This is a genomic window from Desulfofundulus sp. TPOSR, from assembly GCF_011393055.1.
GTDB classification, from domain to species: domain Bacteria; phylum Bacillota; class Desulfotomaculia; order Desulfotomaculales; family Desulfovirgulaceae; genus Desulfofundulus; species Desulfofundulus kuznetsovii.
This window is the reverse complement of sequence record NZ_JAAOEF010000002.1, coordinates 24,994-50,830: the sequence shown is the minus strand read 5'-3', so window position 1 is coordinate 50,830 and position 25,837 is coordinate 24,994. Positions and strand designations below refer to the sequence as shown.

General features: G+C 58.2%; 32 protein-coding genes. 2 read left to right on the top strand and 30 right to left on the bottom strand.

Features of this window, described 5'->3' with window-relative positions; translation table 11 throughout:
• Positions 1–42: 42 nt before the first annotated feature.
• The 7 genes from G7K71_RS08785 to G7K71_RS08755 all read right to left on the bottom strand — a co-directional run bounded on the left by G7K71_RS08785 (position 43) and on the right by G7K71_RS08755 (position 6,352).
• Entirely contained in the window at positions 43–489 is a 447-nt protein-coding gene (locus tag G7K71_RS08785) for a PH domain-containing protein (RefSeq protein WP_166345289.1), read from the bottom strand.
• Entirely contained in the window at positions 486–752 is a 267-nt protein-coding gene (locus G7K71_RS08780; RefSeq protein WP_166345286.1) for a hypothetical protein, read from the bottom strand. Before G7K71_RS08780 ends, G7K71_RS08785 begins: the two co-directional genes overlap by 4 nt.
• Positions 753–838: 86 nt before the next feature.
• Positions 839–2,077, bottom strand: coding sequence for a metallophosphoesterase (locus G7K71_RS08775; protein WP_166345283.1), 1,239 nt, complete (start codon positions 2,075–2,077; stop codon positions 839–841).
• 260 nt (positions 2,078–2,337) lie between these two features.
• Positions 2,338–3,030, bottom strand: coding sequence for a hypothetical protein (locus G7K71_RS08770; protein ID WP_166345280.1), 693 nt, complete (start codon positions 3,028–3,030; stop codon positions 2,338–2,340).
• Between the two features lie 173 nt (positions 3,031–3,203).
• Positions 3,204–3,632, bottom strand: coding sequence for a hypothetical protein (locus G7K71_RS08765; protein ID WP_166345277.1), 429 nt, complete (start codon positions 3,630–3,632; stop codon positions 3,204–3,206).
• A 67-nt stretch (positions 3,633–3,699) separates the two neighbouring features.
• Positions 3,700–5,799: an NAD(P)/FAD-dependent oxidoreductase gene (locus tag G7K71_RS08760; protein ID WP_166345273.1), complete on the bottom strand. Its 2,100-nt coding sequence runs from the start codon at positions 5,797–5,799 to the stop codon at positions 3,700–3,702.
• The gene (locus tag G7K71_RS08755) at positions 5,792–6,352 is read right to left on the bottom strand and encodes a PadR family transcriptional regulator (RefSeq protein WP_166345270.1); all 561 of its coding nucleotides are present in this window, start codon (positions 6,350–6,352) and stop codon (positions 5,792–5,794) included. Before G7K71_RS08755 ends, G7K71_RS08760 begins: the two co-directional genes overlap by 8 nt.
• A 290-nt stretch (positions 6,353–6,642) precedes the next feature.
• Between G7K71_RS08755 and G7K71_RS08750 the strand changes: the two genes are divergently transcribed.
• A complete protein-coding gene (locus G7K71_RS08750; protein WP_166345267.1) occupies positions 6,643–7,371 on the top strand; it encodes an AAA family ATPase in 729 nt (242 codons plus the stop codon).
• 5 nt (positions 7,372–7,376) lie between these two features.
• Here the strand turns inward: G7K71_RS08750 and G7K71_RS08745 are convergent, their stop codons facing one another.
• From G7K71_RS08745 to G7K71_RS08645, 21 genes are all read right to left on the bottom strand, one after another.
• Complete coding sequence (locus G7K71_RS08745) at positions 7,377–7,691, bottom strand: hypothetical protein (RefSeq protein ID WP_166345264.1); 315 nt, start codon at positions 7,689–7,691, stop codon at positions 7,377–7,379.
• Positions 7,692–7,725: 34 nt separating this feature from the next.
• On the bottom strand, positions 7,726–8,193 hold the full coding sequence (locus G7K71_RS08740; protein ID WP_166345261.1) for a PH domain-containing protein: 468 nt from the start codon (positions 8,191–8,193) through the stop codon (positions 7,726–7,728).
• Positions 8,181–8,447, bottom strand: a complete 267-nt coding sequence (locus G7K71_RS08735) for a hypothetical protein (RefSeq protein WP_166345258.1) — start codon at positions 8,445–8,447, stop codon at positions 8,181–8,183. Before G7K71_RS08735 ends, G7K71_RS08740 begins: the two co-directional genes overlap by 13 nt.
• 86 nt (positions 8,448–8,533) lie before the next feature.
• Positions 8,534–8,734: a hypothetical protein gene (locus G7K71_RS08730; RefSeq protein WP_166345255.1), complete on the bottom strand. Its 201-nt coding sequence runs from the start codon at positions 8,732–8,734 to the stop codon at positions 8,534–8,536.
• A 50-nt stretch (positions 8,735–8,784) separates the two neighbouring features.
• Positions 8,785–10,458: a putative ABC transporter permease subunit gene (locus G7K71_RS08725; RefSeq protein WP_166345252.1), complete on the bottom strand. Its 1,674-nt coding sequence runs from the start codon at positions 10,456–10,458 to the stop codon at positions 8,785–8,787.
• Positions 10,455–11,225 carry an ABC transporter ATP-binding protein gene (locus G7K71_RS08720; RefSeq protein ID WP_166345249.1) on the bottom strand — a complete coding sequence of 257 codons (771 nt, stop codon included), beginning with the start codon at positions 11,223–11,225 and terminating at the stop codon, positions 10,455–10,457. The genes G7K71_RS08725 and G7K71_RS08720 overlap by 4 nt, the downstream gene beginning before the upstream one ends.
• A gap of 16 nt (positions 11,226–11,241) precedes the next feature.
• Positions 11,242–11,586 carry a hypothetical protein gene (locus G7K71_RS08715; RefSeq protein ID WP_166345247.1) on the bottom strand — a complete coding sequence of 115 codons (345 nt, stop codon included), beginning with the start codon at positions 11,584–11,586 and terminating at the stop codon, positions 11,242–11,244.
• A 60-nt stretch (positions 11,587–11,646) separates the two neighbouring features.
• Complete coding sequence (locus G7K71_RS08710; RefSeq protein WP_166345244.1) at positions 11,647–11,979, bottom strand: PH domain-containing protein; 333 nt, start codon at positions 11,977–11,979, stop codon at positions 11,647–11,649.
• Positions 11,980–12,450: 471 nt separating this feature from the next.
• Positions 12,451–13,509 carry a reverse transcriptase domain-containing protein gene (locus G7K71_RS08705; protein ID WP_166342726.1) on the bottom strand — a complete coding sequence of 353 codons (1,059 nt, stop codon included), beginning with the start codon at positions 13,507–13,509 and terminating at the stop codon, positions 12,451–12,453.
• A gap of 310 nt (positions 13,510–13,819) precedes the next feature.
• Positions 13,820–14,152, bottom strand: coding sequence for a diversity-generating retroelement protein Avd (gene avd, locus G7K71_RS08700; RefSeq protein ID WP_072871395.1), 333 nt, complete (start codon positions 14,150–14,152; stop codon positions 13,820–13,822).
• Between the two features lie 83 nt (positions 14,153–14,235).
• A complete protein-coding gene (locus tag G7K71_RS08695; RefSeq protein ID WP_166345241.1) occupies positions 14,236–15,774 on the bottom strand; it encodes a hypothetical protein in 1,539 nt (512 codons plus the stop codon).
• On the bottom strand, positions 15,775–16,143 hold the full coding sequence (locus G7K71_RS08690; RefSeq protein WP_166342722.1) for a hypothetical protein: 369 nt from the start codon (positions 16,141–16,143) through the stop codon (positions 15,775–15,777).
• Between the two features lie 15 nt (positions 16,144–16,158).
• Entirely contained in the window at positions 16,159–16,587 is a 429-nt protein-coding gene (locus tag G7K71_RS08685) for a hypothetical protein (RefSeq protein ID WP_166342720.1), read from the bottom strand.
• Positions 16,588–16,602: 15 nt separating this feature from the next.
• The gene (locus G7K71_RS08680; RefSeq protein ID WP_166342718.1) at positions 16,603–16,986 is read right to left on the bottom strand and encodes a phage tail protein; all 384 of its coding nucleotides are present in this window, start codon (positions 16,984–16,986) and stop codon (positions 16,603–16,605) included.
• On the bottom strand, positions 16,987–18,498 hold the full coding sequence (locus tag G7K71_RS08675) for a phage tail protein (protein ID WP_166342716.1): 1,512 nt from the start codon (positions 18,496–18,498) through the stop codon (positions 16,987–16,989).
• The gene (locus tag G7K71_RS08670) at positions 18,495–19,646 is read right to left on the bottom strand and encodes a baseplate J/gp47 family protein (protein WP_166342714.1); all 1,152 of its coding nucleotides are present in this window, start codon (positions 19,644–19,646) and stop codon (positions 18,495–18,497) included. Before G7K71_RS08670 ends, G7K71_RS08675 begins: the two co-directional genes overlap by 4 nt.
• Positions 19,643–20,074, bottom strand: a complete 432-nt coding sequence (locus tag G7K71_RS08665; RefSeq protein WP_166342712.1) for a GPW/gp25 family protein — start codon at positions 20,072–20,074, stop codon at positions 19,643–19,645. Before G7K71_RS08665 ends, G7K71_RS08670 begins: the two co-directional genes overlap by 4 nt.
• A gap of 11 nt (positions 20,075–20,085) precedes the next feature.
• Entirely contained in the window at positions 20,086–20,631 is a 546-nt protein-coding gene (locus G7K71_RS08660; RefSeq protein WP_166342710.1) for a hypothetical protein, read from the bottom strand.
• A 1-nt stretch (position 20,632) separates the two neighbouring features.
• Positions 20,633–21,439: a hypothetical protein gene (locus tag G7K71_RS08655; protein WP_166342708.1), complete on the bottom strand. Its 807-nt coding sequence runs from the start codon at positions 21,437–21,439 to the stop codon at positions 20,633–20,635.
• Positions 21,432–22,079: a hypothetical protein gene (locus G7K71_RS08650; RefSeq protein ID WP_166342706.1), complete on the bottom strand. Its 648-nt coding sequence runs from the start codon at positions 22,077–22,079 to the stop codon at positions 21,432–21,434. Before G7K71_RS08650 ends, G7K71_RS08655 begins: the two co-directional genes overlap by 8 nt.
• Positions 22,080–22,081: 2 nt before the next feature.
• Positions 22,082–24,550 carry a phage tail tape measure protein gene (locus G7K71_RS08645; RefSeq protein ID WP_166342704.1) on the bottom strand — a complete coding sequence of 823 codons (2,469 nt, stop codon included), beginning with the start codon at positions 24,548–24,550 and terminating at the stop codon, positions 22,082–22,084.
• Between the two features lie 62 nt (positions 24,551–24,612).
• On the opposite strand from G7K71_RS08645, the gene G7K71_RS08640 reads away from it, so the two are divergent.
• Positions 24,613–24,819 carry a hypothetical protein gene (locus G7K71_RS08640; RefSeq protein WP_166342702.1) on the top strand — a complete coding sequence of 69 codons (207 nt, stop codon included), beginning with the start codon at positions 24,613–24,615 and terminating at the stop codon, positions 24,817–24,819.
• Between the two features lie 223 nt (positions 24,820–25,042).
• On the opposite strand, the gene G7K71_RS08635 is transcribed toward G7K71_RS08640, so the two are convergent.
• Both G7K71_RS08635 and G7K71_RS08630 read right to left on the bottom strand, forming a co-directional pair.
• On the bottom strand, positions 25,043–25,369 hold the full coding sequence (locus tag G7K71_RS08635; RefSeq protein ID WP_166342700.1) for a hypothetical protein: 327 nt from the start codon (positions 25,367–25,369) through the stop codon (positions 25,043–25,045).
• A 28-nt stretch (positions 25,370–25,397) separates the two neighbouring features.
• The gene (locus tag G7K71_RS08630; protein WP_166342699.1) at positions 25,398–25,829 is read right to left on the bottom strand and encodes a hypothetical protein; all 432 of its coding nucleotides are present in this window, start codon (positions 25,827–25,829) and stop codon (positions 25,398–25,400) included.
• Positions 25,830–25,837: the final 8 nt, after the last annotated feature.

The window sequence follows — 25,837 nt, the reverse complement described above, 5'->3', positions numbered from 1 at the left end:
CGGTCGCAGGCCCGGACGGCGGCCCATTTCTCATCCTCTCCGTTACCCTTCCCGCAACTCCGGTTGGGTCAGAATCATCCTGTTTACCGCTTCCACGAAGGCTTCCGGCTCCGCCGGGGACAGGAGATAAGGGTCTCCTCCGGTGGTCTGAACCCGCACCATCCGGTCCCAGCGGGTGGCGTAGACTTTCGCCGTGCTGCCGTCGACCAGGGCAAAGACACCGGCATAACCGAAAAGCCCGGCCAGCCACGTCAACCCGACCCCGGGTTTCACATCTTCGACTATCTCAACACGCTTAATCTTGCTTTTGGGTATGACGTATGACGTCACCAGGGCGCGGATAGTTATCCCCTCCGGCGACACCAGATAGCCGCGCGGCGCAAACAGAAACGACAGGACTGCCCACCACACGCCGGTAAACAGGTACAAGGTCGTAGTCAACTTCCCCGTCCTGTCGAAAGGCGCGACCTTGAATTTTTTGCGCGTCATAGTGAACCTCTCCGCTCCCCGCTGAAAAGCCGGCATAGCAGATCCCTCGCCTCCGCCACCTTTTCGTCCGGCAACGCTTCGATCATGTTGTGAAGCTCCTCTCTCACTCCCAGGGCGGAACCGGATTCTTCACCGCCCTTACCGATAAGAAACGCCACCGCGAGAAGTAGCCCGAAGACCAGTCCCGCCAGGGGAGCCAGCACCAGCGTCACAAGAGCAAGCCCGCATTTTGCTGCCGCCTTTTTCACCAGAGAAAGCGGCACCGGTTCTCCTCCTTCCGCCCGGCACGTTGGGAGAGACACCACCGCCGGGGTACTATGCCGGATATGCCGGAAAAATCTCACCCGCCTCAGTTCCCACTTCCTGAGCGCAGCGTCAGCAAGGTCACCTCCGGCGGGCAGAAGAGGCGCAGCGGCAGGACGGTTGTGCCCAGCCCGCGATTGGTATAGACCAGAGTACGGCTTCCCGGTACCTGGCGCAGGCCGAGGGGGTATTCGCGCCCGAGGGGTGGGCAGTACATGGCCCCAACCCCCGGCAGCCGGACCTGCCCGCCGTGGCTGTGACCGGAAAGCTGAAGTTGAATGCCTGCACTGGCTGCATGGGGCGCGAAGTCAGGGGTATGAACCAGGAGAATTTTGAAGTCCCCGGGCGGTACGGAGGCCACCGCCCTCCCCAGGTCGGGGTCGCCGGTCAGGGGGTCGTCCAGGCCGATGAGCCAGAAATGCCGGCCACCCTTCTCGACGCGGACGCTCCGGTTAACCAGCACTTCCACCCCAAAGTCAGCAAGGGAGCGGGCTATCTTTTCTTTGCCGAAGTGGTGGTCGTGGTTGCCCATGACGGCATACACGCCCAGGGGCGCCTTAAGTCCTTGCAGCGGCAGGGTGCCCACCAGGGCCGGGTCCGCCGCACGGTCCAGAAGGTCGCCGGTAAAAACGATGAGGTCGGGCTGAAGGGAGGAGATGAGCCTCGTTATCTGTGCCACGGACTCCTCGCTGCGGAACCGGCCGAAGCCATAGTGCAGGTCGCTGAAATGAACTACGGTCAGCCCGTTGAGCTCCGCCGGGAGCCCCGGCAGCGGTAACTCCACTCTTTCCACGACCACGCAGCCGGATCTCGCTGCCAGGCCGTAAAGCAGGAGCAGAACCAGGCCGAAAATGACAATTTTCAGAGCGCGCCGCGGAAAAAGACGGCGGATAGCGTTTTCGCGCATCGTCACCTCTCCCAAAGAATCCTCGTACGCCGGCGTAAGTCTCCCGGGCCTACGGCCCCGAACCAATGGCCACAATCCGCCACTCCCCAGGCGTCGGTGGGTCGGGCGGTGCCAGCATGACGAAATAGATATTGCGACCGCTCGACCGGGGATACGGCTGGCGGGTGAAAAGCCCCGGTAGCGGGCCCAGGCCTCAACCTCATACTCGACGAAGATCACCCGGCCAGCCCTCCGCACACCATAAAACCCGGTCAAAAGCAGGCGCAGGCTGCGCAATTCCCGCTCCCGCATGGCCGTGAAGTCGTGCCACGCGGGGTGAACCCACCTGACCGCGCCGGCGAAGTCCCGCCGTTCCAGGGCACTGAAGTACCCGCGCACCGCCGCCTCGGCGTCCCTGCGCCACGCCGGAACTATGGAACCGGCGGTCCTGCACTACAAACCAGAAAGGGCGCCCCAGCCGCACTGCGCGTAGCTCCTCAGTCCCCGTGCCCACCGCCACCGGCAGGAAGAGCGTCGCCAGCACGATTCCGGCTGCGGCCAGCGGCAAACTCATCCCCGGGATCAGCATCGGAGACAAAAACCGCGATCGCACCCAGTGCCTGACCCTGGCGCGGTTGCTAAGAGGACACATCTTACTTTTATGGGCCTGGATCGTCGAGAGGAAAAAGCTCCAGGAACTTTCCGTGCAGCGGGTTGTCAGGACGAACCCAGAATTCCACCCAGTTCCCATCAGGGCCACGGATGACCACCGGGTCTATGAAATAAACAACAGAAAACAATCCTTTTTCAAAACTTCCAGGACCGCCACTAGTTTGGCGCAACAGGCAGTCGGCGACCTGGCGATGATAATTGGAAATGAAGAACAGGTAGATAGAGAGCCCAAAACCCCAAAAAACGGGTAGTGCAGTGAAAAACTTGCTCGTACTTAAGTTTAAGCCGATCCAGTCTGAGGCAGGGTGATCTGTATATGCATCTTCGATTCCTAGGGAGACGACCTTCTCCCGATATAAATACAGAGCGTTTTCCCTGATCTCCCAAGCGCAGTCGCAGTCGCCATTTAACAATGGTCTATCGCGATAAACAAAAACCGCCAAGCCTTCAGGGAAAAGTGTCAGCAGGCGTCGAAACAACGCCTCCCCGACCGTAACTTTATGGGGGATATCAATACTGTAAACCGGGTCAGCGGGGTTTCTTCCCAACACAGGCCTGCCGCAGGATTTTTCCAGTTCCGCAAGAAATAGCTCTGCTTGCGATATACCACTGAACCATCTAAACCATAAATCGCTTACTCGTTCTACAGAGTACCTAAACACTTCCCATTGTCCAGTCACGTTATACGCCCCCTTGCTTCATAAATAATAACACTACCACAATAATAACCCTTCTCGTAACGACCGTAGGGAGCAATGGTCGGCCCACGCTGCCCCCAAAGCGTTTCCCATTCGCAAGTTTCGTGCCCTTTATGGCTACGGTATGTCAGAGTGTCCACTAGGTTGCACGCATCTCAATATTGGATAGGTAGGATACAAAGTCGCTGGCGCAGAAACTGCCGATTGCCGATAGGAGCGATACCGAGAAGGACAAGAATAAATGGGGAAAGCGAAACCCTCTTCTCCACGACCTTCACTCCCTGGCTAGCTGCGATCCACTCCGCAAGCCTGCCAGCCTCTCCGTTGACCAACTGAGTCTTCTGTTCCGGTGCCTGAATCTCTGACCTGCCGGAATCCGAGTCTTTCTTGAGAGCGTGGTAAAAGGCATCGACAACGCAAAGAAACGCCGAAAAGGGCGGCGAAACCGTGGCTGCCCGGGGCGGCAGCAGGAACTCCCAGGTGCCGGTAACGCCCGCGGCTAGGGCGCCCAGCTCCAGGTGCAGCATGGCGATGCCGCAGTCCAGGCGCTTGGGAATATTGTAGGTGTCGTGCAGGTTGTCCACGGCCACCGTAATAGTGTTTTTCCCCACCTCGAACCGCCAGGGTTGCCCCCTCGTTTAAATTGCTAATTTACCTTTCCGGATAAACGGCGCCGGCAGTCAGGGTGCCGGAGATGACCACCGCCTCGATGCCCGCCCCCGGGAAAACGCCGGCGCCGGCCAGGTAGAGCCGCTCCACGGGGCTTTTGGCCGGCGGCCGCCACTGACCGGCGGCGGGGCCGTAGATGGCGCCGCCCGTCGTCCAGGCATAGCGGGCGAACGTGGCCGGGCTGGCCTCCTCTTGGAAGACGATGTGCTCCCGCAGGCTGGGCAGCACCCGTTCGGCCAGGGCGACCAGCTCGTCGCCGAAATCTCTTTTGCGCCGGGCATAGTCGGGCGTCCGGCGATCCCAGGTTGTTGCCTCCGCCCGGGAGACCAGGGTCACCAGGGTGATGGCGGCGTGTCCGGGCGGCGCCAGGCCAGGGTCCACCCTGGAAGGAATCATTATGCCCAGCCCCCGGCCGTCTTCGCTGTGAACCAGGGTGACCGGCTCCAGGTCCGGCACGAAGTCGACGCCCAAGAAGACCGCGAAGGCCGAGGTGGAATATTCCAGGCCTTCAATGCGTCGCACAAAGTCAGGCGGCAGGTGTTCCCGCCCCACCAGTTCCAGGAAGGTCCTGCGGACATCGGCATTAGAGATGACGGCCCCGGCACGGTGGTTCCGGCCGTCGGCCAGGATTACTCCCGTGGCTCGGCCTCCTTCGAGGAGGATGCGCTCTACAGGCGCGCGCAGGAGCACCCGGCCGCCGTGCGCCTCGATCACTTCCGCCAGCGCGTCAGCAAGGGCCTGGGAGCCGCCCACAGGGTAGTAGCCGCCGTCGAAATAGTAGCCGAAAAGGGGGGCCATCTGGGCAACGGTGAGCGTTTCCGGCCGGTCGCTCAGGTAGCCCGTCAGGAGGAGCAGGAGCCGTTTCAGAGATGTATCCTGGAAAAACCGCTCCAGCATGACCGTGTAGGGGATGTCCATCCAGCGGAAGGCATACGGGTGGGTGCGCGGGTAGGCTAGCATCTCCTCCGGCGTGCGCGGCGGGCACGGCACGCCGCCGGTGCGCTCCACGCCGGCGTAGAGGTCGCGGTAGATGCCCTCCATCTCGGCGAAAAAGGCAGCTATAGCCTCCCGCTCCGCGGGAAAGCGCGCCTGCAGAGCCCTGACCAGTTCCTCCGCCGTACCGGGCACCTTGAGCCGGAAGCCGGGCAGCACGTATTCGTGGCCCATCCGCCGCCATTCCAGCCGGTCGCCGATTTCCAGCCGGCGTAAAAGATTGGTCACCGGGCCGCGCGGACCCAGCCCGCTGACGTCGTGTACCCCCGCATCGAAGACGTAGCGCAGCCGCTCGCCGTCCCGCCGTACGTGCCGCTCCCATGAGGTGCAGAAGCCGCCCGGCCGGTGGTGCTGCTCCGCCACCAGCACTTTCAGGCCCCGCCGCGCCAGAAGGGCCGCCGCCGTAAGGCCGCCGATGCCTGCACCCACGACGATGACGTCGTGTTCGGCTTCACCGGCCGGCCGCGCAGGGCCGAAGACCGGGTCCGGCCACCGGTACGGCTCGCGGGCAGCTATCTCCTGCGCCAGAATGCGCCTGGGGTACCAGCTGGGGAAGAAAAGGGAAAAAGCGATGCCAGCCCCGATGGCAGCGTTGGGGACGGCCACGGTGAGCCAGAGGCGGGCCTCCGGCCAGGCAAGCGCCAGCGCCCCCAGCACGGCATTGAGGGTAAAAATCGCGCCCCAGACCGCCGTAATCAGGGCGTTGGTGCGGTAAAAGAGGGGATGGCGCCAGTATTCGCGCGGCCAGTCCTCGCGGGCGTACTGGTAGGTGAAGGGACTGCCGGCCAGGAGCGTCCCCCAGGCCATCAGCGCCAGGGCAGCGCCGGCCAGCACGGCACTGCAGGTCTTAAAAAGTGGGGAACCAAGGACGACAGTCACCGCAAAATGGGCGGCAAAGAAAGCAAGCGTCACCAGCTCCATCGTCTTGACCTGCCGCTGCCGGAGGCGGTAGGCGTTTAAGACCAGCACGGCGGCCAGGCCGGCCGTCACCGCCTCCGTCCAGAGGCCGTATCCCGAGAGCGCCCAGTACAGGATCCAGGGGACAAAGCCGATGAAAATCCAGACCGTGCCGGGTATTTTTTTAGCCATGGGCCTTGTCCTCCTGCATAACCGCGGCCAGCGCGGTGTCGCACCAATCGACGACCATCTGGGCGAAGCGGCGGCCGAATTCCAGAGTAAGGGACCAGTAGCGGGCGTCTTCGCAGGCTCCGGTAAGGGCCGCGTAGTGATGGATCAGCGGGGCAATGTCTTCTTCATAGCGCCGCAGGAGGCCGGCGTAGTGCGCGCGCCACATTCTCAAGTGGGCGGCCAGCACCGCCGGGTCCACCTGGCGGCCGAAAAAGACCTTGACCAGCAGGGGATCGCGCAGCTGCGGTATCTCCGGCGACGCAGCCAGCCAGCGCCGGAGTTCCTCCCGCCCGGCCTCGGTAACGCGGTACACCTTGCGGCTCGGTCTGCCTTCCTGGTGCTCGACGGTCACCGCAACCCAGCCGCGTTCCCGCATCTGGTTCAGGATGCGGTAAATCTGGGGCAGGGTGGCGTTCCAGAAAAAATGGATCGATTGCTCGAAGGCGGCCTTGAGTTCGTACCCGGTAGCCGGGCGGTAGCTGAGGAGACCCAAAAGGGCGTGGGGTAAAGACATGGCCTTAACTCCTTATCAAAGAGGTTATATATATAACTGTACACATATCATATCACGCAGGTATTCGCTGTCAAGTGCGAGGTGCACTGCGTAGATAATGCGGTCACTTGTCATTCCGGATAATCACTTATAGAATGGAAAAAGGGAACATGAGTTTTTACAACGGAATATCAGGTGCACCTCAAGTGGTTACGGATCTCCGGGTCTGGCGGCCGTAATGAAGGGTGCAGACGGGGCCAAAGGCACTACGATCAGAGATATTCAAAGCCTGAGTGCTTGGGGGGGCATTAATGTTCCTGCGGGCTATTCAGTTTACCGGAAAGCGGGGTGCAGCCGGGAAAGGTTATCCTTTCAACATCCCGGCCTTCCGGAATGTAAAGACTATTTCCATCACCCGTCCGGTTACATTTTTCATCGGCGAAAACGGCACCGGTAAATCCACCCTTCTGGAGGCAGTGGCTGCCCTCTGCGGTTTTCACGCCGGCGGTGGCAGCCGGAGCCATTCGTTTTCTTACCAGGCCACCGAATCGGAGCTAAAAGAACACATCCGCCTGTCCTGGCGGCCGAAAGTTACTGATGGTTTCTTCCTGCGGGCAGAGACGTTTTACCATTTTGCCTCCTATATAGATGAACTGGCAAAAGAGGAGCCACTTATCCTAAAATATTACGGTGGCCGCTCCCTACATGAGCAGTCCCACGGCGAGGCCTTCTTTGCCCTCTTCCAGCACCGGTTTGACCGCCGTGGAATCTACCTCCTCGACGAGCCCGAGGCGGCCCTGTCTCCAGCCCGGCAAATAGCCTTCCTGCGGCTCCTATGGCAGATGGAGCAAACCGGTAACGCCCAGTTCCTCATGGCCACCCACTCGCCTATCCTGCTGGCCTACCCCGGGGCAACGATTTACAGCCTGGATTATTCCCCGCTGCGATCTGTGGAATATGAGGACACCGAACACTACCGTCTTACCCGCGACTTTTTGAACAACCGGGCAAGTTTTTTCCGCCACCTGTTTGAAGGGTAAAAAAGTTAGGTGCCATGTATTTCAAGAACAGCTGGCTCCGGTCGGCAGTAAACGTGCCAGGGCAGACGCATCCATCCGGCTTTGCCGGTGGCCGGGTCGGTCATTTTCATGTACATTTTTCCGCCCACCAGGTACTGCTCCATTTCCAGCTCCGGCAGCTGCCTGCCCTTTGCGGCGGAACCTCCGGTGGCCTCAAACTGCCACCGGGAAACCTGGTGCATGGTTGCCGGAAGCACCATTTCTATGGTCATTTCCCCTGAGCCGCCCAAAATGGGCACCTGTCCGGCCATCCCGGCGCGGGGCCGCATGACCATACCCATGTGGGTCTGACAACAGCTTATCTCCTCCTCTTCTTCACCCTTCCCGCAACTTTGCTTCAGCCAGAACCGTCCTATGTACCGCTTCCACGAAGGCTTCGGGTTCCGCCGGTGAAAGAAAGTAAATTTCCCAGGAGGCATTGATCCGCACCATCCGGTCCCAGCGGGTGGCGAAGACTTTCGCCGTGCTGCCGTCGGCCAGGGCAAAGACACCGGCATAACCGAAAAGCCCGGCCAGCCACGTCAACCCGACTCCGGGTTTTACACCTTCGACTATTTCGACACGCTTAATCTTGCTTTTGGGTATAACGTATGACGTCACTAGGGCGCGGATAGTTATCCCCTCCGGCGACACCCGGTAGCCGCGAGGCGCAAACGGAAACGGCAAGACCCACCACAGGAGGCCGGCAAACAGAAACAGAAATCCGGTCAACGGGTTAGATAATAACTTCCCCGTCCTGTCGAAAGGGGCGACCTTGAACTCGTGGCGTGTCACAATGAACACCCCCGTTCCCCGTTGAAAAACCGGCGCAGCAGATCCCTCGCTTCCGCCACCTTTTCGTCTGGCAGTGCTTCGATCATATCGTGAAGCTCCTCTCTCCCTCCCACGGCAGAACCGGATTCTGCACCGCCCTTACCGAAAAGAAACGCCACCGCAAGAAGCAGCCCGAAGACCAGCCCCGCCAGGGGAACCAGCACCAGCGTCACAAGAGCAAGTCCACATCTTGCTGCCGCCTTTTTCACTAAAAAAAGTGGCACCGGTTCTTCTCCTTCCGCCCGACACGTTGAGAGGAGCACTGCCGCCGGGGTATGATGCCGGATATGCCGGAAAAATCGCAACCGCCTCAGTTCCCGGTTTCGGAGCGCAGCGTCAGCAAGGTCACCTCCGGCGGGCAGAAGAGGCGCAGCGGCAGGACGGTAGTACCCAGACCGCGATTGATATAGACCAGAGTATGGCTTCCCGGCACCTCGCGCAAGCCGAGGGGATATTCGCGCCCGAGGGGCGGGCAGTACAGAGCACCAACCCCCGGCAACCGGATTAGCACGCGGCGCCGCGGAAAAAAAGGCCGAATAATCTTTGCAAACATCTGCACGGTCAGCGCACGCAGGCCTCCCTCCGCTCGATTTCCCTTCCGCCAAGCACGACCCCCACGACAAAGGCGAGCGCGCCAATGATCATAAGCCAGAGCAACCCCAGCGCCCGCACCAGGACGCGCCAGCCGGTCCACGCGCCCGCTGCCACAAAGAACACGCCCACAGCCAGGGAAGCCGCATAAAGCAAAGAAACAACCCAGAAGAAAAGGTACGCCGCTCCACCCACCCTCTGGCGAACGTTCTGCGCGTTAAAGTCCGGTGACAGAGTACCACACCAGGCACCCAGAGCGGCCAGTCCGGGCGTTACCAGCAATACAAAGGATGCTACAATAATTAGCCGGAAGTCACGCAGGCCCAGAAGCAGGCTTGCCGCAAGTGTTACCGCCATAAGCGGCGCCAGTACGGGGGCTACCACGCCCATAATTTTACCCTTCAGAATTTGTTCCCCGGTTATTGGTGTACTGCGCAAAAGCGGCCAACTGCGCCCTTCCCGTGCCACGCAACCCAGAGCCAAAGGTCCCACCAGAGCCCAGGAAATTGCTCCGGCCACACCCAAACAAACATAGAGAAGCAGTTCTGGAGGCAAAAGAGTGGATCCTCCTCTTCTCAGCGCGGGAGCTATGGTTACCACTACCATCATCACCAGCATGTACATGGCTTCCATCCACTCCCGCAGGTCGCGGCAGATCATGCGCATTTCTTTCCCGGCCAGGGCCCAGAGGGGACCTCTAAGGGATAGAAGGCTTTTTCTCCTGTTGGCCACCAAAACTGCAGAAAGCGGTCGGCGTCGAAGCCGCAGGTGTGTTTCGGCTGCCCCAACCCAATGAGTATAAAACGCTTCCTGCACGAGCAAAAAAGAAAGGACCAGTGCGAAAAGGGAAACCACAGCAGTGAGCCCGCCCCAAAAGAGAAAGTCGGAAAGACTCCCCCGGGAAGCTGCCACTGTTGCTTGCGCCAGCCAGTGTGCCGGTGAGACCTTTGGTTTGGCAAAAGAGAGGCGGTCCGTAAGGGAAATGACTTCCTGTGGCCCCCAACCAGCAAAGTAGCTGGAACCGAGGTAAAAGAAAGCATACATTACGATTCCCAGTAGCGTTCCTAGAGCTGCGCCCAGTTCCCGCACGCGGTAGGGCGGTATTACCCGCACCACCAGCGCCTCCGCCAGCACCGCCAGCGCGGTGGGCAGAAAAAGAAAGAGCAAACTCAGGAGCAAAGCTGCCGGGTAAAAGGACCACCTCGCACCCACCCCTGCCCCGTAGCCACACGCCGCCGGTAATACTACCACCAGGACTACCGGCAGCTGGCTGGCAGCCAACTCGCAAAACTTTAAAGCGAAAATCTGGCGCACGGTAAAAGGGGCGGCAAGTAGCAGGGGCAAGTCGGAGGAGGCATGGAGGGCAAAAAAGGCTGCGGCGAACCCGCTTACCAGGAGGATCAGCAGGCCAATAACGTAAAGAGCACTGAGCAGTACCAGCTCTCCTTCAGGGGCGACTGGCACAGGTGTGGCTCCCGTCAAGACCGGCTGAACCGCTTTGAAAAGAAAACGGCAGGCTCCAAAGACCATAACAGCCAGGGCGCCGGCCATCAGTACCAGCACGGCAGTTCCCACCCGTGCCTGGGGAGAGCGCAAGTAATTCCAGCAAGCTATCCTGGCTTTCCAGAGCAATAGTTGCCTCACGGCAAAACCCCTTCTTCCAGGGAACGAACCACTTCGGCATACGCTGTGCCGCCCGTAAGCTGTAAAAAGAGATCCTCTAGAGAGGCCATATCTTTTTGAGATAGCACTTTCAGCTCATCGATGGTGCCGCAGGCAATAAGGCGGCCCCTGTCGATGATCCCTACCCGGTTGCATATACGTTCCGCAATTTCCATAATGTGAGTGGACATAAAAATCGTCACCCCGCGCCCGGCCAGCATGCGGAGGGTGTCCTTTAAAATCCTGGCGCTTCGAGGGTCCAGCCCCGTCAAGGGTTCATCAAGAATAAGTACGCTGGGGTCGTGAACCAGCGCTGCTGCTACCGCCAATTTTTGCCGCATGCCTCGCGAGTAGGATTGAACAAGTTCATCAGCCCGCTCTTCCAAACCGAACAGATGTAATAATTCGGCAACACGGTCTATTCTCCGTTTTTCGTCCACCCTGTAGAGGTCGGCCATAAAGGATAGGAATTCCCGTCCGGTGAGCTTTTCGTAAAGGAAGGGTTCGTCGGGGACATAGCCCAAAATGGCCTTGGCCCGGAGCGGCTCTGCATGAATGTCGTAGCCACCAATAAAAGCGCGCCCGGCAGTGGGACGCAGCAGTCCGGTCAGCATGCGGATGGTGGTGGTTTTGCCCGCCCCGTTAGGGCCGAGAAAGCCGAAAATTTCCCCGGGTACCACCTCCAGATCCAAACCGTCTACGGCGGTAAAACGGCCAAAACGCTTGGTAAGCCTTTCGGTTTTAATCATCCGCGTCTCCCTCTTTTCATCTCCCGGTACGCACCTTCCGTGTAAGGCGGGCAGCCGCGGCCAGCAAAAGGCCCAGGCCGCCCGCCGCCACCGCCACCGCCGTCGCAAAACGCCACCATACCACCGCAAAGGGGCACTCCCACGGGGAGAGCAAGCGGGTGGTCCACACGTCACCCGGCGGGCTGTAGCGGCTCTGGTCCTGCACCACGAACCAGAAAGGCCATCCCAGCCGCACTGCGCGCAGTTCCTCAGTCCCCGTCCCCGCCGCCACCGGCAGGAAGAGCGTCGCCAGGATGATTCCGGATGCGGTCACCAGTAAACTTAATACCAGCACCACCTTTTTCCCCCACAGCCTCAGCACCTCCCCACTCCGGCAGCCTTCAACTGCGGCCCGTACCCCCGGACGCGCCGGGCAGTACCGCTAAGCCGCAGTGCCGTTAAGCCGGGTCCGCAGCGCACCGCAAAACCTCTGCGGTTCCGCCGGAGAAAGAAAGTACGGTTCCCGGTCGGTCTCCAGCACAACCATCTCGTTCTGCCAAGACGTGGCGTAGACCCTGATCCACCCCAGGCACTCCACCTTGAACCGGCCGAAATAGCCGAAGAGCCCCCACGGCGGGTAGGAGCCCAACCGTACGATGGCGAAAGGCGGCCCGGCAAAACGCTGCGTCGCAACGTTCTTCACTTGCGTGTAAGGCACGAACACCGGGCGAACCAGACGCCTGGTGATCCTTATTCCCTGGGCGCGTAAAGGCAAAGAAAACCGCCATCAGCAACACTGTCATCAGCACTATGCCGCACAGAACGACTAAGAAACCCGGCAGTTCCGCCGGGTCGGATACGCCGACTGCTACGCCCACCAGGGAAAGGACACCAGGGGGAATAATCAGCAGCAACAGGGCGTTTCTGGTCTCCGGGTCGGCAGGCGCCAGGGCGAATTTCTCCTCTGCCGGGTGCAGCTTGGCCACAAGCATCTCTCCCTTTATCCTACACATTCTTTTCCGTGCAGCTTTCCCTCTCTCCCGCCAGCAACCTCATAAAAATCTCCACCAACTGCGGGTCAAACTGGCTCCCTGCACACTTCTTGTAGCTTCTCTCGCAAAACGGGAAAATTTCTCACAGCAAAATGAAACAAAATAATTTTTATATTTATGCAATCCTAGCGTAGGAAATTACGCTGGAGCCTATTTTGGTTACCCTAAATAAAAGCCGCCCTTGGCGGCTTTTTCTAGAAGTTTTCAATGTTCTTCATTTTGTCCCGCACAAAGGCAAGGGCTTCAAAGAGCTTCTGCCTAAAGCGGTAAGTATCCGCGTGTTTTGCATGGCCTAACCAGCTCTGTACTGTAGCATTAATCCGCTCAAAGCTAATCTTGCCCTGGCTATACAGCTTTTGGAAATGCTTTAAGGCTCGTTTGATCCGTTTTGTACTTCTTTTTCTCAACAACCTGTGGTCTGGCCAAATGCGGTATCCTAGAAAATCTACTCCCTGAGATATAGGAAAAATCCCCGACTTACCATTCAAGCGCAAACCCAGCTTATCAGCCAGAAAGGTTTCAATCTCCTTTTTTACCTGCCACAGCTCGGCCTTGTTGCCGCCAATAATTACGAAGTCGTCCATGTACCGGACGTAGAACTTGACCCGAAGGACTTCCTTGATAAAGTGGTCAAGCTGGTCCAGGTAGATGTTGGCCCACAACTGGCTTGTCAGGTTACCTATAGGCAGCCCCCTTGGGTCAGGGTCGGTGGTATCGACCCAACTAGAGAGGATTTCCTGGATCAGCCACATGGTATCTTCGCAGGTAATAGTCCTCCTGATAATCGCCAGCAGTGTGCTGTGCCGGATAGAAGGAAAATATTGGCTTATATCGCACTTTAGGCAGTAAGGCTTTGGCCATAACCTGGTAGCCCGCCTGAGAAATTCCGTTACCCGGTCCGCGCCGGCGTGAGTTCCCTTGCCTTTCCGGCAGGCATAGCTGTCATAGATAAACTTGCGCTCAAAAAGCGGCTCAATGATGTTGCATAAGGCGTGCTGCAGCACCCGGTCCCGAAAAGGAAGAGCGGCCACCAGCCTGGTTTTAGGGTCGTTGACGTAGAACCGCCGATAAGAGCCTGTCTTATAAGTCTTCCAGATTAGTTCATTCTGTAACTGGATCAGTTCGCTTTCCAGGTTGTTGGTGAAGATGAGGACTTCCGGCTGGTACCTGTGGCCCCGCCTCGCCTTGATATAGGCCTCATATAGGTTTTGAAAATCATAGACTTGCGGGTATAGGTTCTTATAAGTCCTCATCTTCATCCTCCTACCTGGCCTGGCTCCGGCTTTCGTTTCCTACTGGCCGGGACAGGCATTTTTTGTTTTTTGCCGGCCAGACAAGCTGGCGCGACAAGGAACCGGGTTCCTTTGCCTGCGCACTGGACGAAACCCCGTAGGGTTTCGACTTCTGGCTTGCCAGGCAGAGCGGCGCGGAAGCCGATGTTGATGTTCGCGTTCGACGGCGGATTGTTCAGGTTGAGGGCGAAGCCCGACCGAGCGTTCGAGCCATTGTTCCAGTTCCCACCACGGAGAGCCGCGCGTTACAACCCGGCCCCTGCAAAAAGCTCTAGCGCATGGATTTCATCCATCCGCCAAGCATTTTGCCTATCTCGTTAAGCATTGCAGCCCAGTTTTCGTATTTCTTGAACGGTAGAAAGCCGAGCTGCATGGCTAACCGTATAAGCGAGCGCAGGTAATCGAGCTCCACATCCATTTCCTGAAACGTGGTCTTTTTGTAATACTTCTTGTTGGCAGCGATAATGAGGTTGAGGAGCCTATACATCGACTTTTTAATGTCAGCCGCCAACGTGTAACGCTCACTTTTAGGGAACTGGCGAAGAGCGGTATAGCCGTAAGCAATCATGTCTTCGCACTTTTGTCTTATCTTTAACTCCTGCATTTCTCCTACCTCTAATTTCGGATTGGGGGCTTCGCTATCGCTCCGCCCCCAGATTACCAGAATTTCAGATTTCAGATTTCAGATTATAAACTTAAAGCGGCGCGGAAGCCGATGCCGATGTTCGCGTACGACGGCGGATTGTACAGGTTGAGGGCGAAGCCCGACCGAGCGTTCGAGCCATCGGGCCAGTACCCACCACGGAGAGCCGCGCGTTGTTTATAGTTGCGCAACCAGAAGCCGTCTTTCCACTCTTCACTTCCACCAGAGGACACAGCGGCTGGCAGCGCCAGGGCAGCAAGTTCAGCTTCGGCCCTCATGGTCACAAATTTGCCGAACTGCGAAGCTCCATAATCCCCAGTAGCCGCTGGGCTATCGTTACTCATCTGTGGAGAAATCCTCGCAACGCCGGTACCCTGAGCATGGGCTGCTATGGCGGAACCATTAGCTCCGCGGTTTACGGTGATACTCGTTCCGCTCACGGCGACGACCGTAAGCTGCTCGTTCTCGCACTGGAGGACGTCTCCGACCGCCGGGCCGGAACTTCCGGGCCCTAGGACGAGGTCCGAGATAGTAAAGGTGGCCGGGTTGGTGGTGTTATTGAGGCCGGAATCTGCTATTTTGGCCGTCCAACCGCCGGGGATTACGCAATAGTCAGTAATCTGCTGTACTACGGCGCCGTTTGAGTGGGTACTGGGGGCCGTCCCCTTCTGGCCGCGCTGGCAGCCGGTCAGGGTATATGTGCCGTTGCCGTTGTTTACCATGGAGCTGTAGATTACGTATTCATCGGTGTTGGTGCCCTCTGCCTTGATTAGAATTAGGCCATTGCTTGCCGGCCAGAGTTCGGGACTCTCCACGTTGCCGATTACTATAGCCGTATCAGTTGCCGTAATTCCATCCGAATCACTTATGACCGCGGACTTTATAGCCTGGTACCTCCCGCAGTCAATGAGGAAGTCTACCCACTCCCAGAGGTTGCCCACGATGTCGAAGACACCATTGGCCATGCCGTTATGGCTCCAGGAAATGGGGCCAGTGCCAGTGAGGCATCGCGAATAACTTTTACCCTGCTGCTGAGTATAGCTTGCCACTACCGGGTCTGCTATTCCATAGTACTCCCAGGAGTCCGGGTCCCTTATGTCGCGGCCCCAGTTGTTGTTGCCCCGGATGTCGTGCCCTAAAAGTTTAATTAAAAAGCATATAGTGGCCCATTCTTTCATCGTTACCAAATGACAAGAACGTCCGTTTATTTTGCGGTTCTCGCAGGCCTTTTTGGCATTATACCAATCGATGTCTGTCCAAGGCACCACACCTTGTTGAGATACGGCCGCTACCTGGCCGGGGTTATTGGGCGAAGTACTGCCTCTGCTGCTGTTTGTTGCATCGGGCTGGCTACAGGGATATTTATCTATCAGAAAGCCGCCGAGCTTGAGGTCTTGGGGCGGGAAGGTTCCGCTGTCCCATAGGCCAGCGGGAATGCGGAACTTAGGTATATAAATCATCTTGGATACCACCATTGTGCCAGTCCCGTCGGCTTTGGAGTTGTGGATTACGTCCACCTCACGGGTGCCGGCAGCTATACGGTCCCGCAGAGCTGCCAAGGATAGCTTGCTTACGTTTGCCATTTACTCCACCTCCGGTAAAGGGAATAAAATAATCTGGATATCGTTCAGGTTTAGCGGACGTTCTACCATCTCCATAATAGGCTGCCCATTTTCGTCGGCCCTTCCGGTAGGCTGGTTATCAAATTGCTTTTCCGGCAAAACGGCTTCCGCCAGGAGCCAGTAATGGTCCCCGTAAAGCTCGGTGTTTAGGCTGCCATCCTTTTCTAAATAAAGCCTGAACGGACCACCCTGAAACGGTGTTAGGTCTATAGTCCCGCCGGTACACTCACCGCCCGGAAAGCGGAAAGCCGCCACCACCAGGCGATGGGGGGAAGCCTGGTCAATAGATATAACTTCATTAGGCTTATTGGGGTCGTGTTGAATTATCATCTTATTCCTACCTCCTTACGTTATGAGCTGATACCGGAAACTCCCGGTAAAACCGCCCGTGTTGTATACAGTGAAGGCGTTGGCCGCCTTGGAAATGTACACGTCCCCAAGGTCGCCGCCGGTGTCCTGAAGCGGCACAATGTTAACGATATAGTTCGTATGTCCCAGGTTATGGGTAATGGTGCGACCAGCCGTACTATTGAAAGTGCTCTCGCCTTGCAGCGTTTGGGTTTCTAGGGCGTCCAGTCGCGCGTCCAGATTGGCGTAACCACCCCTGGCGGCCGCTACCTCGTTGTTAAGCGCATCGATTTGTCCCTTTAAGTAAACGTCGTTGTTGATCAAGTCTGTATGGATGGGATCCCACGTACTTGGCGCAACAGGGTCGCTCGCCTCATGTTTCCTTACCCTGTCCTTCCAGATGGGCTGCCCTACAATATCTGCCATCTTTATTCCTCCTTCTTAGAACTCTTCATCCCACTCGAAATCCATGCTTACATCTGGCTCCTTCACCTTCGCCCCGAAAGTTTTCCTGGCCACCAGGCGGCCGTTACTGTCTATCAGCCCCGCCTCTGTTAGAGGCATTCCGTTGGCCTGGTCACCTGCCAGAGATACTTTATACCGAACTGTGGTTTCATTTATCCTGGTTCTGCTGGCTATCGGTACCCGGATTACTTCCTGCTCCAGGGCGGTGTCGTTTTCCGATGGGGGAATTGGCTTGGTCACATCGCCAGGCTCATGTCCGCCGGTTCCGAATGCTATATGCGTCACCTGGGGCAGGACAATTTCCCCTGCTCTGGCCCTGGCCATGTCAATGCGTGCCTGCTTTGTCGTTACGGTGTTCACCTATACCACCACCTTTTCAACAAAACGGTTGTTCTTATAAACCGTTATTCTTAGCTCGTGTGACGTGGGGCTCGACCTCATCTGCAGTTGCCCGTCCAGCAAAAGACCGTCTCCACCCATTAGTCGGCGACCGCTCAGGAGATAGACGGTGTCTCCCAGGAAAGCCAGCCACTGCATGCGATTTAGGCCATTAAGGGTAACGCTTCCGTCCATCATGGCCGTTGCGGACATGCATATCCGGCCGTCTAACACATATCGCGGGCCCCCGCCGTCCAGACACCACAGCCCTGTGCCCATATCCGGGCCGTGGCCGAATGAATAAGGGAAGGAAAGCCTAGTAACCACGCGGTGGGCCACCTGGCCATCGAACAGCTGCTCGCGGCCGTCAAGCGTCCTGTCCGGCGCCAGCACCCAGCGTCCGTCCAGGCGCAGGATTCCGTCCAGTTCTCTGTAGTAGGCGCTCAGCCTGCCCGCGGTTCTAAGCGCTCCTGATTTTACCTTATGGCCTACCCGGCCGGAGTGGCCCGGAACGATCGATATGCCTGCTTTCGTTCTTACTGCCACCCTGGCTCCCGTCAGCCTCCGGGCGCCTTTCAAGTCCAGTTTACCGTTCAGCCAGTACCGGCCGTCCATGTTCACCGTCACCACAGGCCAGGAAAAGAACCTGTGGGCCAGGAGCATTCCCTGGCGGTTGCGGCTGTCTTCCATGAACCACGTATCCGGCGGCCGTTCCTTATAGCCGCAGAGTACATACCGGCCGTCCAGCCAACCAGTGCCGTCCAGCAGCAAAGGCAGGGGGTCAGAAGAAAGGGTACGCCGACCATTGAGGAACCGGACGTGGGGGCTGACTTCGCCGCCGAATCGGCCTGACACAACAAGGGAAACCCTGCTTACCAGGGCAAACCACGTCGCCGCAGCTGTCATCAGCTGCAGGGCGTAAAGCTTCCCTTCGCTGGGCTTTACCTTGTTGATCATACTCCTGACAATTTGATACTGGGTTTCCGTAAAGCTTGCGTCTCCAATGTTCAGTTTTACAATGAACTCCGCCCAGCGACCCAGGTATTCCAGCTTGGCATCGGGTTCCGTGGGTTCGAGGGTTATGCTGCCGTCAAGCGGCGTTGTTGTGTTGAGAAAGCGCCACTTGTACTTCTCCTTGTAGAGGGGATATATTTCACTGTTCCTATAGCCCAGCGTTGCCAGGACCATTTCCATCCCTGGCTCCGTGCCGGCCATTGCATATATGTCCATGGCGCTGAGCAACCTCAGCCGGTATTCGTCGTCGGTTTCCCCCCGGTAGCGGGGCATCTTGCGGTCTTTACCGCACATGTCCAGAGCTTTGCCGGTCGCCGTAGCCACCATGGAAATTTCGCGAAGCAAAAACATGGCTTCCTGGAGGTCGTCGAAATTCGGACCCAAAGCACGGGTAAGCTTATAGAGGTCGCTGTCATCGGGCTTGGCCGTACGCTTGAAAATCACGTGGGCCAGGTCATAAAGGTAGTCGGCAAAGCTCATGTGGCCACCCTCTCAACCGTTATGCTTACGGAACCCTTTACCAGCACCTGTCGTATTGTGGGCATCAGGTCGGCGGCCGGCTCGCGAATATCCACTTTTACGATGTGCTCAATGTTGCTTAGCAGGTTGTACTTCACCTGGTCGACCGGCAACCCGAACACTGGCGATACCTTTCTGATCTGCGGGTGCGTTGTATCGCCGTACATGAACATGATGTCGATAATACTTTCCGCCTCACTCCTGGCCGTTTCTTCATCGCCGTAGTCGGGATGCAGGTATAGCGTCAAATCGAAATTGACGTATACCGGCTCCGGCTTCATGACCAGCACGTCCGCAACCAGGGACTTCTTCTTGCGTATATGCTCCTGCACGGCGGAGACCAGGTCATCCGTAGGAATACCCGCCGTGCCGGTAATAATTATATCTACAGTACCCTGCCCCCGGGGATGCTGGCTGTCGACGTGCACCACTACCACACCGGGAATCTCCTGAGCCCAGGATCTATATGCATCATCGTTTCCTCCCTGGGAAAGTTGGTTCCACCTGTCTATCGCCCGCTGCCGCAGGGTTTCGTCGTCCTCGACATCCGCCCCCTCGCGAGTGATCCACCCCTCGTCGTTGCGAACATAATCTATGCCCCGCACAAGGGTGAGAAAGGTTTTTATCTGCCCGGCCCCCACGTTGTACCGGGCGCCTGGAAGTTCAGCCTCTACGGGGACCGCGACTTCCAGGGTGCCGTTTTCCAGTACAACCGGCCCGGTCGTAACGTACTTCAACCGGTCCCCGAACCGGTCAATGTCGGTGGCTACCACAGTCCCCTGGGGGATAATAACACTGTCCCCGGGCTCGAATCTTCCCATAAACACTACCCCCTGGGTCTTTTGCTCCAGCCTCCTGAAGACCCCGTATTCGGCGGCCTTGAGATCGAGCCACACGCCCGTAGCGGTAGCCAGGAACATTTGCGGAGCTATTTTCCGCAGAAGCCCATACAGGTCTTCCACGCCCTGATTACATTTTTCAAGTAAGGTTCTAAACACGCCGCCGGGCTTGAAGTTCGTAACCCTGAAAGACTGGTTGCGCAGTTCCGCGATGGCCGAATCAACCAGCTCTTGAAGTGTTTTCTGCGGTATAAGCTCTTCCGGTCTCATGGCGTGCCTCCGAAAGCTATGCCCTCCTGGGATATCTGAAGCAGGACGACTGCTTCTCCTTCCTGCGGCTCTTCTTCCTCCTCCTCAAAAAAGACGGGGGAGGGGCGAAAGGCCAGCTCCAGCGTTATACGCCGCAGATCCCAGTTCTTGATGTTTACTCGCACGGATTCGGCCTCGATCCGGTCGTCCATGCCCAATCTATCCTTGATAAGCTGTTCCAACTCCAGCCGGTTCAGTTCGTTGTCTTCAGCCTGTATAAATACCTGCAGGCCTACCCCGTATTCCGGATGCGCCCACAGATCTCCCGGGAAGGTCAGTAGCAGGTGCTTCACGTCCTGGAGCAAACATTCGAGGCCCGACACAGTTTCCACATCCCCGTCGGCGGCCACGACGAAATTCCCCTGCGCATCCAGCAATATATCTTCCAAAGGCAACCCTCCTACAGTTTGCCGACCACGATGAACCGTTCCCCTTCTTCGATGGGCAGCGCCACAACCTGATCGCCGTCCTCAAGGGTGGCCCGGTATTCGATGCGCGTAAGCGGGGAGGTGGAGGCCCCCGGCAGCGGGTTCCCCTGGTCGTCCACCGGCGCCGTCATGGTGACCAGCCGGGAGTGTTCCCGGAGGCATTCGACCACCAGCGCGTCCCTGGTACCGTACCCCGGGATTTCTATTTTCCCGCCGGCCCACGTCCCGATTGCGGCCGTGGAAAGCACGCCCACGAACGGTTCTGAGGGGTCGCCGTACATGAACCCCAGCCGCACGATGTTGCCAACCTTCAGGGTGTATGGCAATGTTTCGCACTTGACCGCCGGCGTCTCCGGATCGTCGCTGCCGTCCCTGGTGACAGGTTGCAGCACCAGCCCTCCGGTCAACCCGGTCACCCTGGCTCTGCCGGTCAGATGGTACCTGCCGGCTAGCTCAGGGAAAAGCCTGATAACGATTTTTCTCACGACCTCGATCAACCTGTCCATCCTGGCATCCATGCTAGCCGGCCTCCAGTTCGCGGAAAAATATTTCCGTCCTTAATGATTTTTTGTCGTTCATGAAATGGTGGACCGTTTCCACCAGGTAGCGACTGCCGGCCACTTCAGGCCAGATAATTTCGATTTCCCGGGAGTGCCCCACAAAGGGGGAAGCCACCGTCAGGAGTTTCCCGCTGCCGACTGTACTCCCGATTGAGCGCTGACCGGACGGCTCGCGGTCAGCGTAAAACTCCAGGTCGATGATGTTTTCACCAAAGCGGTAGCTGTACACCGGCCCAGGCTTCGGGGCAGGAGGGTCCCAGTAAAAGCGCCCGTCGCCGTCGAAGTAATGGTCGTAATCCAGGCCCCAGGTAGCATTTACCCGCTTGACCAGATCGGATACGTTCTCCCCCGCGGCTACAAACCGCGGCTTGGCCGGGAACGGCCCTGGCGCCAACACTCCCTCCTGAACCCCCGCCTTTCGCAGCCCGAAACGTATTATATCCTGTGGTGTTGCATTGAGAAAGGTCTGCACGATTCTTGTTTTGAACAGCCTTACCGCCCCGTCCTTGCATAAATAGCGCGGCGGCATGGGCTCCACCACGTATCCTGTGAAAACGCGCCAGGCGTTTTTTTCGTCGTACCCCATCCAGATTTCCACGGCGGTATCTCTAACCAGGCCCAGGTCCGGTATGCCGGGCTTCAAGGTAAACTCCGCCACGTCCGCTGGTTCCTTGCGGGATAGCCAGATGTCTAACTGATCGAAAAGGTTGCGCACCTCGTTGCCGCCAACTACAAGCTTGACGAACGGGGAAAACAGGTCAGACATCCTTAGCACCTCTCAGCCAGGCAAGGATCCGTTTACCCAGTCCCGGTTCGCGGGTATCCTTTGCCGGAGTTGACTCCGTTTTTTGTAAAGCCATTTTCTGGCGCAGGTCACCATATCCCAACCTGGTCTTGGCGACCTTTTCTGCAGGCGTCACCGGTTTTGGTTTTGGCTTTGGTTTTGGCTTTGATTTCGATGTGGACGGTGAAGTTTTCTGAGCAACTTTTACCTGTACCGGCACGTGTTCGATAAACTCCGCTATGACCAGCACCTTGTTGGTTCTATTGTCCTCGAATGTTTTGAGGTCCGAGAAAACTACTTCGCTTATACCCCTTGCGACCGCATGCTTGTTTATAAGCTTGTAGACACCCGGCTTGGCCTGCTGGGGGGACTTCCTGAATATTTTCTGGAACACGGCTATCTGTTGATAACAGTCCCCGCTTTCGTCAGTGGGCACCAGGTTTATGGTCAGCCTGACCCGAGCGTTGTCGTAACCCACGGCCTGGGTAACCTTATCCTGCTTGCCGCGTATCTCCACCATATCCAGCTTTACCGATCCGGTTATCTCCAGGCTTTCAAAAACCCCGGGCAAAACGGTGTCGCCCACTTTCACCTGGCCGATGTCGGTGGTTATAAGCAGCATGGTCAGTCACCGCTCATGGAAAGGTACCTGTAGGCAAGATCGATCAGGTCGCTGAAGTCGTCCCTGGCCCCGCTCCGGCCGCCATCGACCACAATGATCACCGGCCTGCCGGCCTCCCGGACGGTTTCCCGCTCCTTGACGCTCTCCCGGATGATCTCCCGAAGGTTTACGCGGTAACCGCCGTCAGGCATGAGGGAACGGGTGCTCAGTGCCGGCAGCTCCGGTACGGCGCCCAGCACCGGGTCGATTTGCACTGGCAGCGCAAGGGCGTTTGCGGGAGCGGCCAGCGTTATCCCGGCCAGGACGGCGGCCGCTGCTGTTTTCAGCAGGCCCGAGCGGGCCGTGATCCCGCCGGCAAAAGTTTCTACCAGCGCCATGCCGGAGCGGGTGAGGGTGGACAGGGGGCCTTCCTTCGCGTCGGAGAAGGGGAGCAGCCGGCGCAGCCTGGCCAGGCCCGATTTAACCACTTCCGCCGGCGCGTTGATCATGTTGCGGATGCCCTGGGTGAAAGCTTGAATCAGCGCCTGGCCGGAGGCAGTGAACTCCGCCGCCTTGGCGCGGATGGCCGCTATAATCTGGGTGAGCCATTGGGGCAGAAGCTGCACCAGTTGCCCGAAAACCCTGCCCGCCACGTCCTTGATGGTTCCCCAGTGCTGCGCGATTAGAAGGGGTACGCCGATTACCGGCGCCAGCGCCGCCAGAACCAGGGGACCGTACTGCCGGGCGGCGGCTATGATGCCCTGGAACACTCCCGAGAACCACTGGCCGGCGCCGGCGAACTTGTTTTTCAGCGCTTCCCAGGTGCGCCCGAGGAATGCCGTCACGGTGTCCCAGTTTCGCCATAAGGCGTATAGGGCCGCGCCCAGGCCCGCGACGGCCAGGACCACCCAGGTGATGGGGTTGGCTATGAGCACGGCAGTAAACCGCCAGACTGTGGCGATCAGCCGGGGCAGGGCGGACGTTGCCGCAACCATGGCGCTTTTGGCCAGGCCGGCGATGTGCCGGGCGGTCAGGTAGATCGCCCCCGCTGCGGTGAGGGCCGCCCGCTCGGCCAGGAGGATGAGTCGGGATGATAACGCTGAGATCGCTATTCGTAAAAGATGGAGGCCAGTTCTTATTGTTGCTATACTTCTAAAGGCAACGTCTCGCAATGAAATGAACGCCTTTCTGATCTGCGCCAATCCCCATATAAAATACCCGGCCATCATAACTATTCCGGCGCCCACGGTAAGGATGGGGGCGATGACCACCAGCGCGGCGGTGGCGATGGCGGCTATCAGCAGGGCCGTCCTCACCAGGGTGGGATGGCTTCTGGCCAGCCTCTGGAACCCCTCCACCCAGCCCTGCACCGTGGGGATGAAGGCCTTGATCAGCGGGGCCAGCTCGTCGCCGATGGAACCCTTGAGAATGTCGATGTTCTGCCTGAGCAGCTGGAACTGCGCCCCCAGGTCCTGGTTCATGGCCCTGGCCATCTTCTCCGTGAAGGCCGTTCCCTGGCGCATGCTCATCCCCAGCTGGTCTATGTTGCTCCTCAACTGGCCCACTTTTCCGTAGAGCAGGTCGATCAGGGCCACGGCCTCCTCGGTGCCGAAGGCCTTCTGGATCTCCTGCTTCTCGATTGCATCCAGGGTTTCACCGTATTTGCTCCGCAGCTTATCCAGGATGTCGGCCATCCCCAAAAGCTGGTTGTTGCTGTCCACGAAACTCAACCCCAGGCTCTTGCCGGCCTGGGCGGCGGCCTTGATGAACGCCCTGTAGCGTGTCCCCGCTTCGCCCCCGGGCATGGTGGCCTGGAGCATGCCCAGAACGGCCAGTTGCTCCTCGAAAGGCCGCCGGGCCATGGAGGCCGAAGCCCCCAGCGTGGTCAGGGCCTGGGCCATCTGAGAACCCGTCGTTTTAAAGGCCTGCACGCTTGCCGCTATGCCGGCGCTGAACATCTCGCCGAATTCAAAGTCCGAAAGGTTGGCGTACAGGTCCTTGAAAATGCCGTAGCCGGTGGCGAAAAGGCTGGTCATTTCGGCCGTGGTGGCCTTGGTGGCCTTCGCCGTCAGCGCCGCCATGATAGTGAACTGGGCCACGGCTTCATCGCTCAGGGAAGCGATGCCGGACTTGATGTCGTAGGCGGCACTGATGAATTGTGCCGTGGTCGTGCCCGCCCACCTGGAGCTGAACCTCCGGGCGGCTTCAGAGAGGGCGTCGAGGTTTTCTATCCCCAGGGAGGCCAGTTCGCCGAGCGCCCGCTGGTTTTCCACGGTAGGCGTCAGAATGTTGCCCAGGGCGCGCACCATTGTGTCGGCCGCCCCCTGGACCAGCGCCCCGGACACGGCCATCCGCTGGCCGAAGTCGATCATCCCCCTGGCCTTCTGGACCGTTTTCTCGAAGTTCTGGAAAGTCTCGGCCATCTTTTTGACCGGCCCGGTAAGTTTATCCACCACGCTCACGATCACGGACAGGTTGTACAGCGAATCCACCTTGACACCCGCTTTCAGACAGTGTTACCATTAACAAGAAAGGAAAGGGGGGGGTTCCCGCAATGTCCTGGCTTTTAATTTTCCTTTTGCTCTTTGGTTTTGGGTGCGCTATCGGGGCCGCTTACGCATTGATTCGGTACGGTATTCCTACTTTCGTTTGGTGCATCGGTCAAATATGTGCTGGCATTCGCGAAGGTTGGCGCGAAGGCGGCGAAAGAATCAAGCAGATCGAGGCCGCCCGCCAGGCGCGGCAGGCCCGCCGGCAGTGACCGCTGCCGGCTTTTCATTTTTTGAACATCTCCGCCACGGCCATTAAGACCCCGCGTTTTACTGCCAGCACCTGGCGGTCCTCCAGGAAGTAGGCCCGCGCCGCCAGCTCGCAGAATGTCTCGTCGTCAAGGGCCTGGACCTCTTGCGGCGCAAGCCCGAAATGCAGCGATATGAGCGCTTCCGCCTGGTGCAGTCCGTCCTCGCGAAGCTGCTCTACCCGCCTTATAATCTTTTCGACGTAAAATTTTGGTTGCTACCCGCTATTTTTTGCAGCTCTGCGCCCAGGGAAATGACCAGCCCGGGCTTATCGTTCACCAGGCCGGCCACCACCTCGGCGGACGGGTGGATCAGGCAGGCGAAGACCATGTTGTTCAAGGCGTTGTACATATTGCTCATCATTTCTTTCGAGAGCCTGGAGAGTTCTCCCCGCCCCGGCTTCTTAAAGTAAAAGACCGGTAGTTTTTCCTCGTCGTCGCTCACCCTGACCTCGTAAACGTCGCCGTATTTTTCCTTCCACTCCTGCAACTGCTGCTCGCTTACGCTTGCCATCCTAAGATTCCTCCCATAATTCAGTTAATTAATTCGGCGCCAGGCCGTCCCTGTGGATGCCTCCCAGGATCTTCAGCTCGTACTCCACTTTTAGTTCCTTGTCCCCCTGCCCCCCGGACTGGCTGACCTTGACGATCTTGCAGGCTTTGAGCACGTCGGTTTTGGTGGGCTGGTCCTCGTTCGCATACGAAACGGTGATCGTAAAGGGAGGCAGGCGGTACAGGGACTTGCCCTGCTTTTTGGCATACTCCACGAACCTGTCGTGCTCATCCTTGAGCAGGGTCACCTTTCCCTCGGCGGAATAGTTTCCCACCCCGTAACCCTGGGGGTTGGAGCCCTTGCCGTATACCGGGTCGATTTCGAGCCCGTCGGAATACTCGATGTTCTGGAAGCCGATTATCTCCCCGTAGGGCAGGATGACACTGATATCCTCCCAGCTGTACTTTTTGCCGTTAATCACCCTTCGGC

What these genes read in the sequence shown, in the direction of transcription:
- G7K71_RS08685 (WP_166342720.1), bottom strand. Translation starts at nt 16,587, where the DNA reads ATGGCAGATATTGTAGGGCAGCCCATCTGGAAGGACAGGGTAAGGAAA.
- G7K71_RS08655 (WP_166342708.1), bottom strand. Translation starts at nt 21,439, where the DNA reads ATGTCTGACCTGTTTTCCCCGTTCGTCAAGCTTGTAGTTGGCGGCAAC.
- G7K71_RS08720 (WP_166345249.1), bottom strand. Translation starts at nt 11,225, where the DNA reads ATGATTAAAACCGAAAGGCTTACCAAGCGTTTTGGCCGTTTTACCGCC.
- G7K71_RS08660 (WP_166342710.1), bottom strand. Translation starts at nt 20,631, where the DNA reads ATGGATGCCAGGATGGACAGGTTGATCGAGGTCGTGAGAAAAATCGTT.
- G7K71_RS08650 (WP_166342706.1), bottom strand. Translation starts at nt 22,079, where the DNA reads ATGCTGCTTATAACCACCGACATCGGCCAGGTGAAAGTGGGCGACACC.
- G7K71_RS08705 (WP_166342726.1), bottom strand. Translation starts at nt 13,509, where the DNA reads ATGAGGACTTATAAGAACCTATACCCGCAAGTCTATGATTTTCAAAAC.
- G7K71_RS08670 (WP_166342714.1), bottom strand. Translation starts at nt 19,646, where the DNA reads ATGAGACCGGAAGAGCTTATACCGCAGAAAACACTTCAAGAGCTGGTT.
- G7K71_RS08755 (WP_166345270.1), bottom strand. Translation starts at nt 6,352, where the DNA reads ATGTCTTTACCCCACGCCCTTTTGGGTCTCCTCAGCTACCGCCCGGCT.
- G7K71_RS08675 (WP_166342716.1), bottom strand. Translation starts at nt 18,498, where the DNA reads ATGAGCTTTGCCGACTACCTTTATGACCTGGCCCACGTGATTTTCAAG.
- G7K71_RS08635 (WP_166342700.1), bottom strand. Translation starts at nt 25,369, where the DNA reads ATGGCAAGCGTAAGCGAGCAGCAGTTGCAGGAGTGGAAGGAAAAATAC.
- avd (WP_072871395.1), bottom strand. Translation starts at nt 14,152, where the DNA reads ATGCAGGAGTTAAAGATAAGACAAAAGTGCGAAGACATGATTGCTTAC.
- G7K71_RS08695 (WP_166345241.1), bottom strand. Translation starts at nt 15,774, where the DNA reads ATGGCAAACGTAAGCAAGCTATCCTTGGCAGCTCTGCGGGACCGTATA.
- G7K71_RS08690 (WP_166342722.1), bottom strand. Translation starts at nt 16,143, where the DNA reads ATGATAATTCAACACGACCCCAATAAGCCTAATGAAGTTATATCTATT.
- G7K71_RS08750 (WP_166345267.1), top strand. Translation starts at nt 6,643, where the DNA reads ATGTTCCTGCGGGCTATTCAGTTTACCGGAAAGCGGGGTGCAGCCGGG.
- G7K71_RS08785 (WP_166345289.1), bottom strand. Translation starts at nt 489, where the DNA reads ATGACGCGCAAAAAATTCAAGGTCGCGCCTTTCGACAGGACGGGGAAG.
- G7K71_RS08640 (WP_166342702.1), top strand. Translation starts at nt 24,613, where the DNA reads ATGTCCTGGCTTTTAATTTTCCTTTTGCTCTTTGGTTTTGGGTGCGCT.
- G7K71_RS08760 (WP_166345273.1), bottom strand. Translation starts at nt 5,799, where the DNA reads ATGGCTAAAAAAATACCCGGCACGGTCTGGATTTTCATCGGCTTTGTC.
- G7K71_RS08745 (WP_166345264.1), bottom strand. Translation starts at nt 7,691, where the DNA reads ATGGGTATGGTCATGCGGCCCCGCGCCGGGATGGCCGGACAGGTGCCC.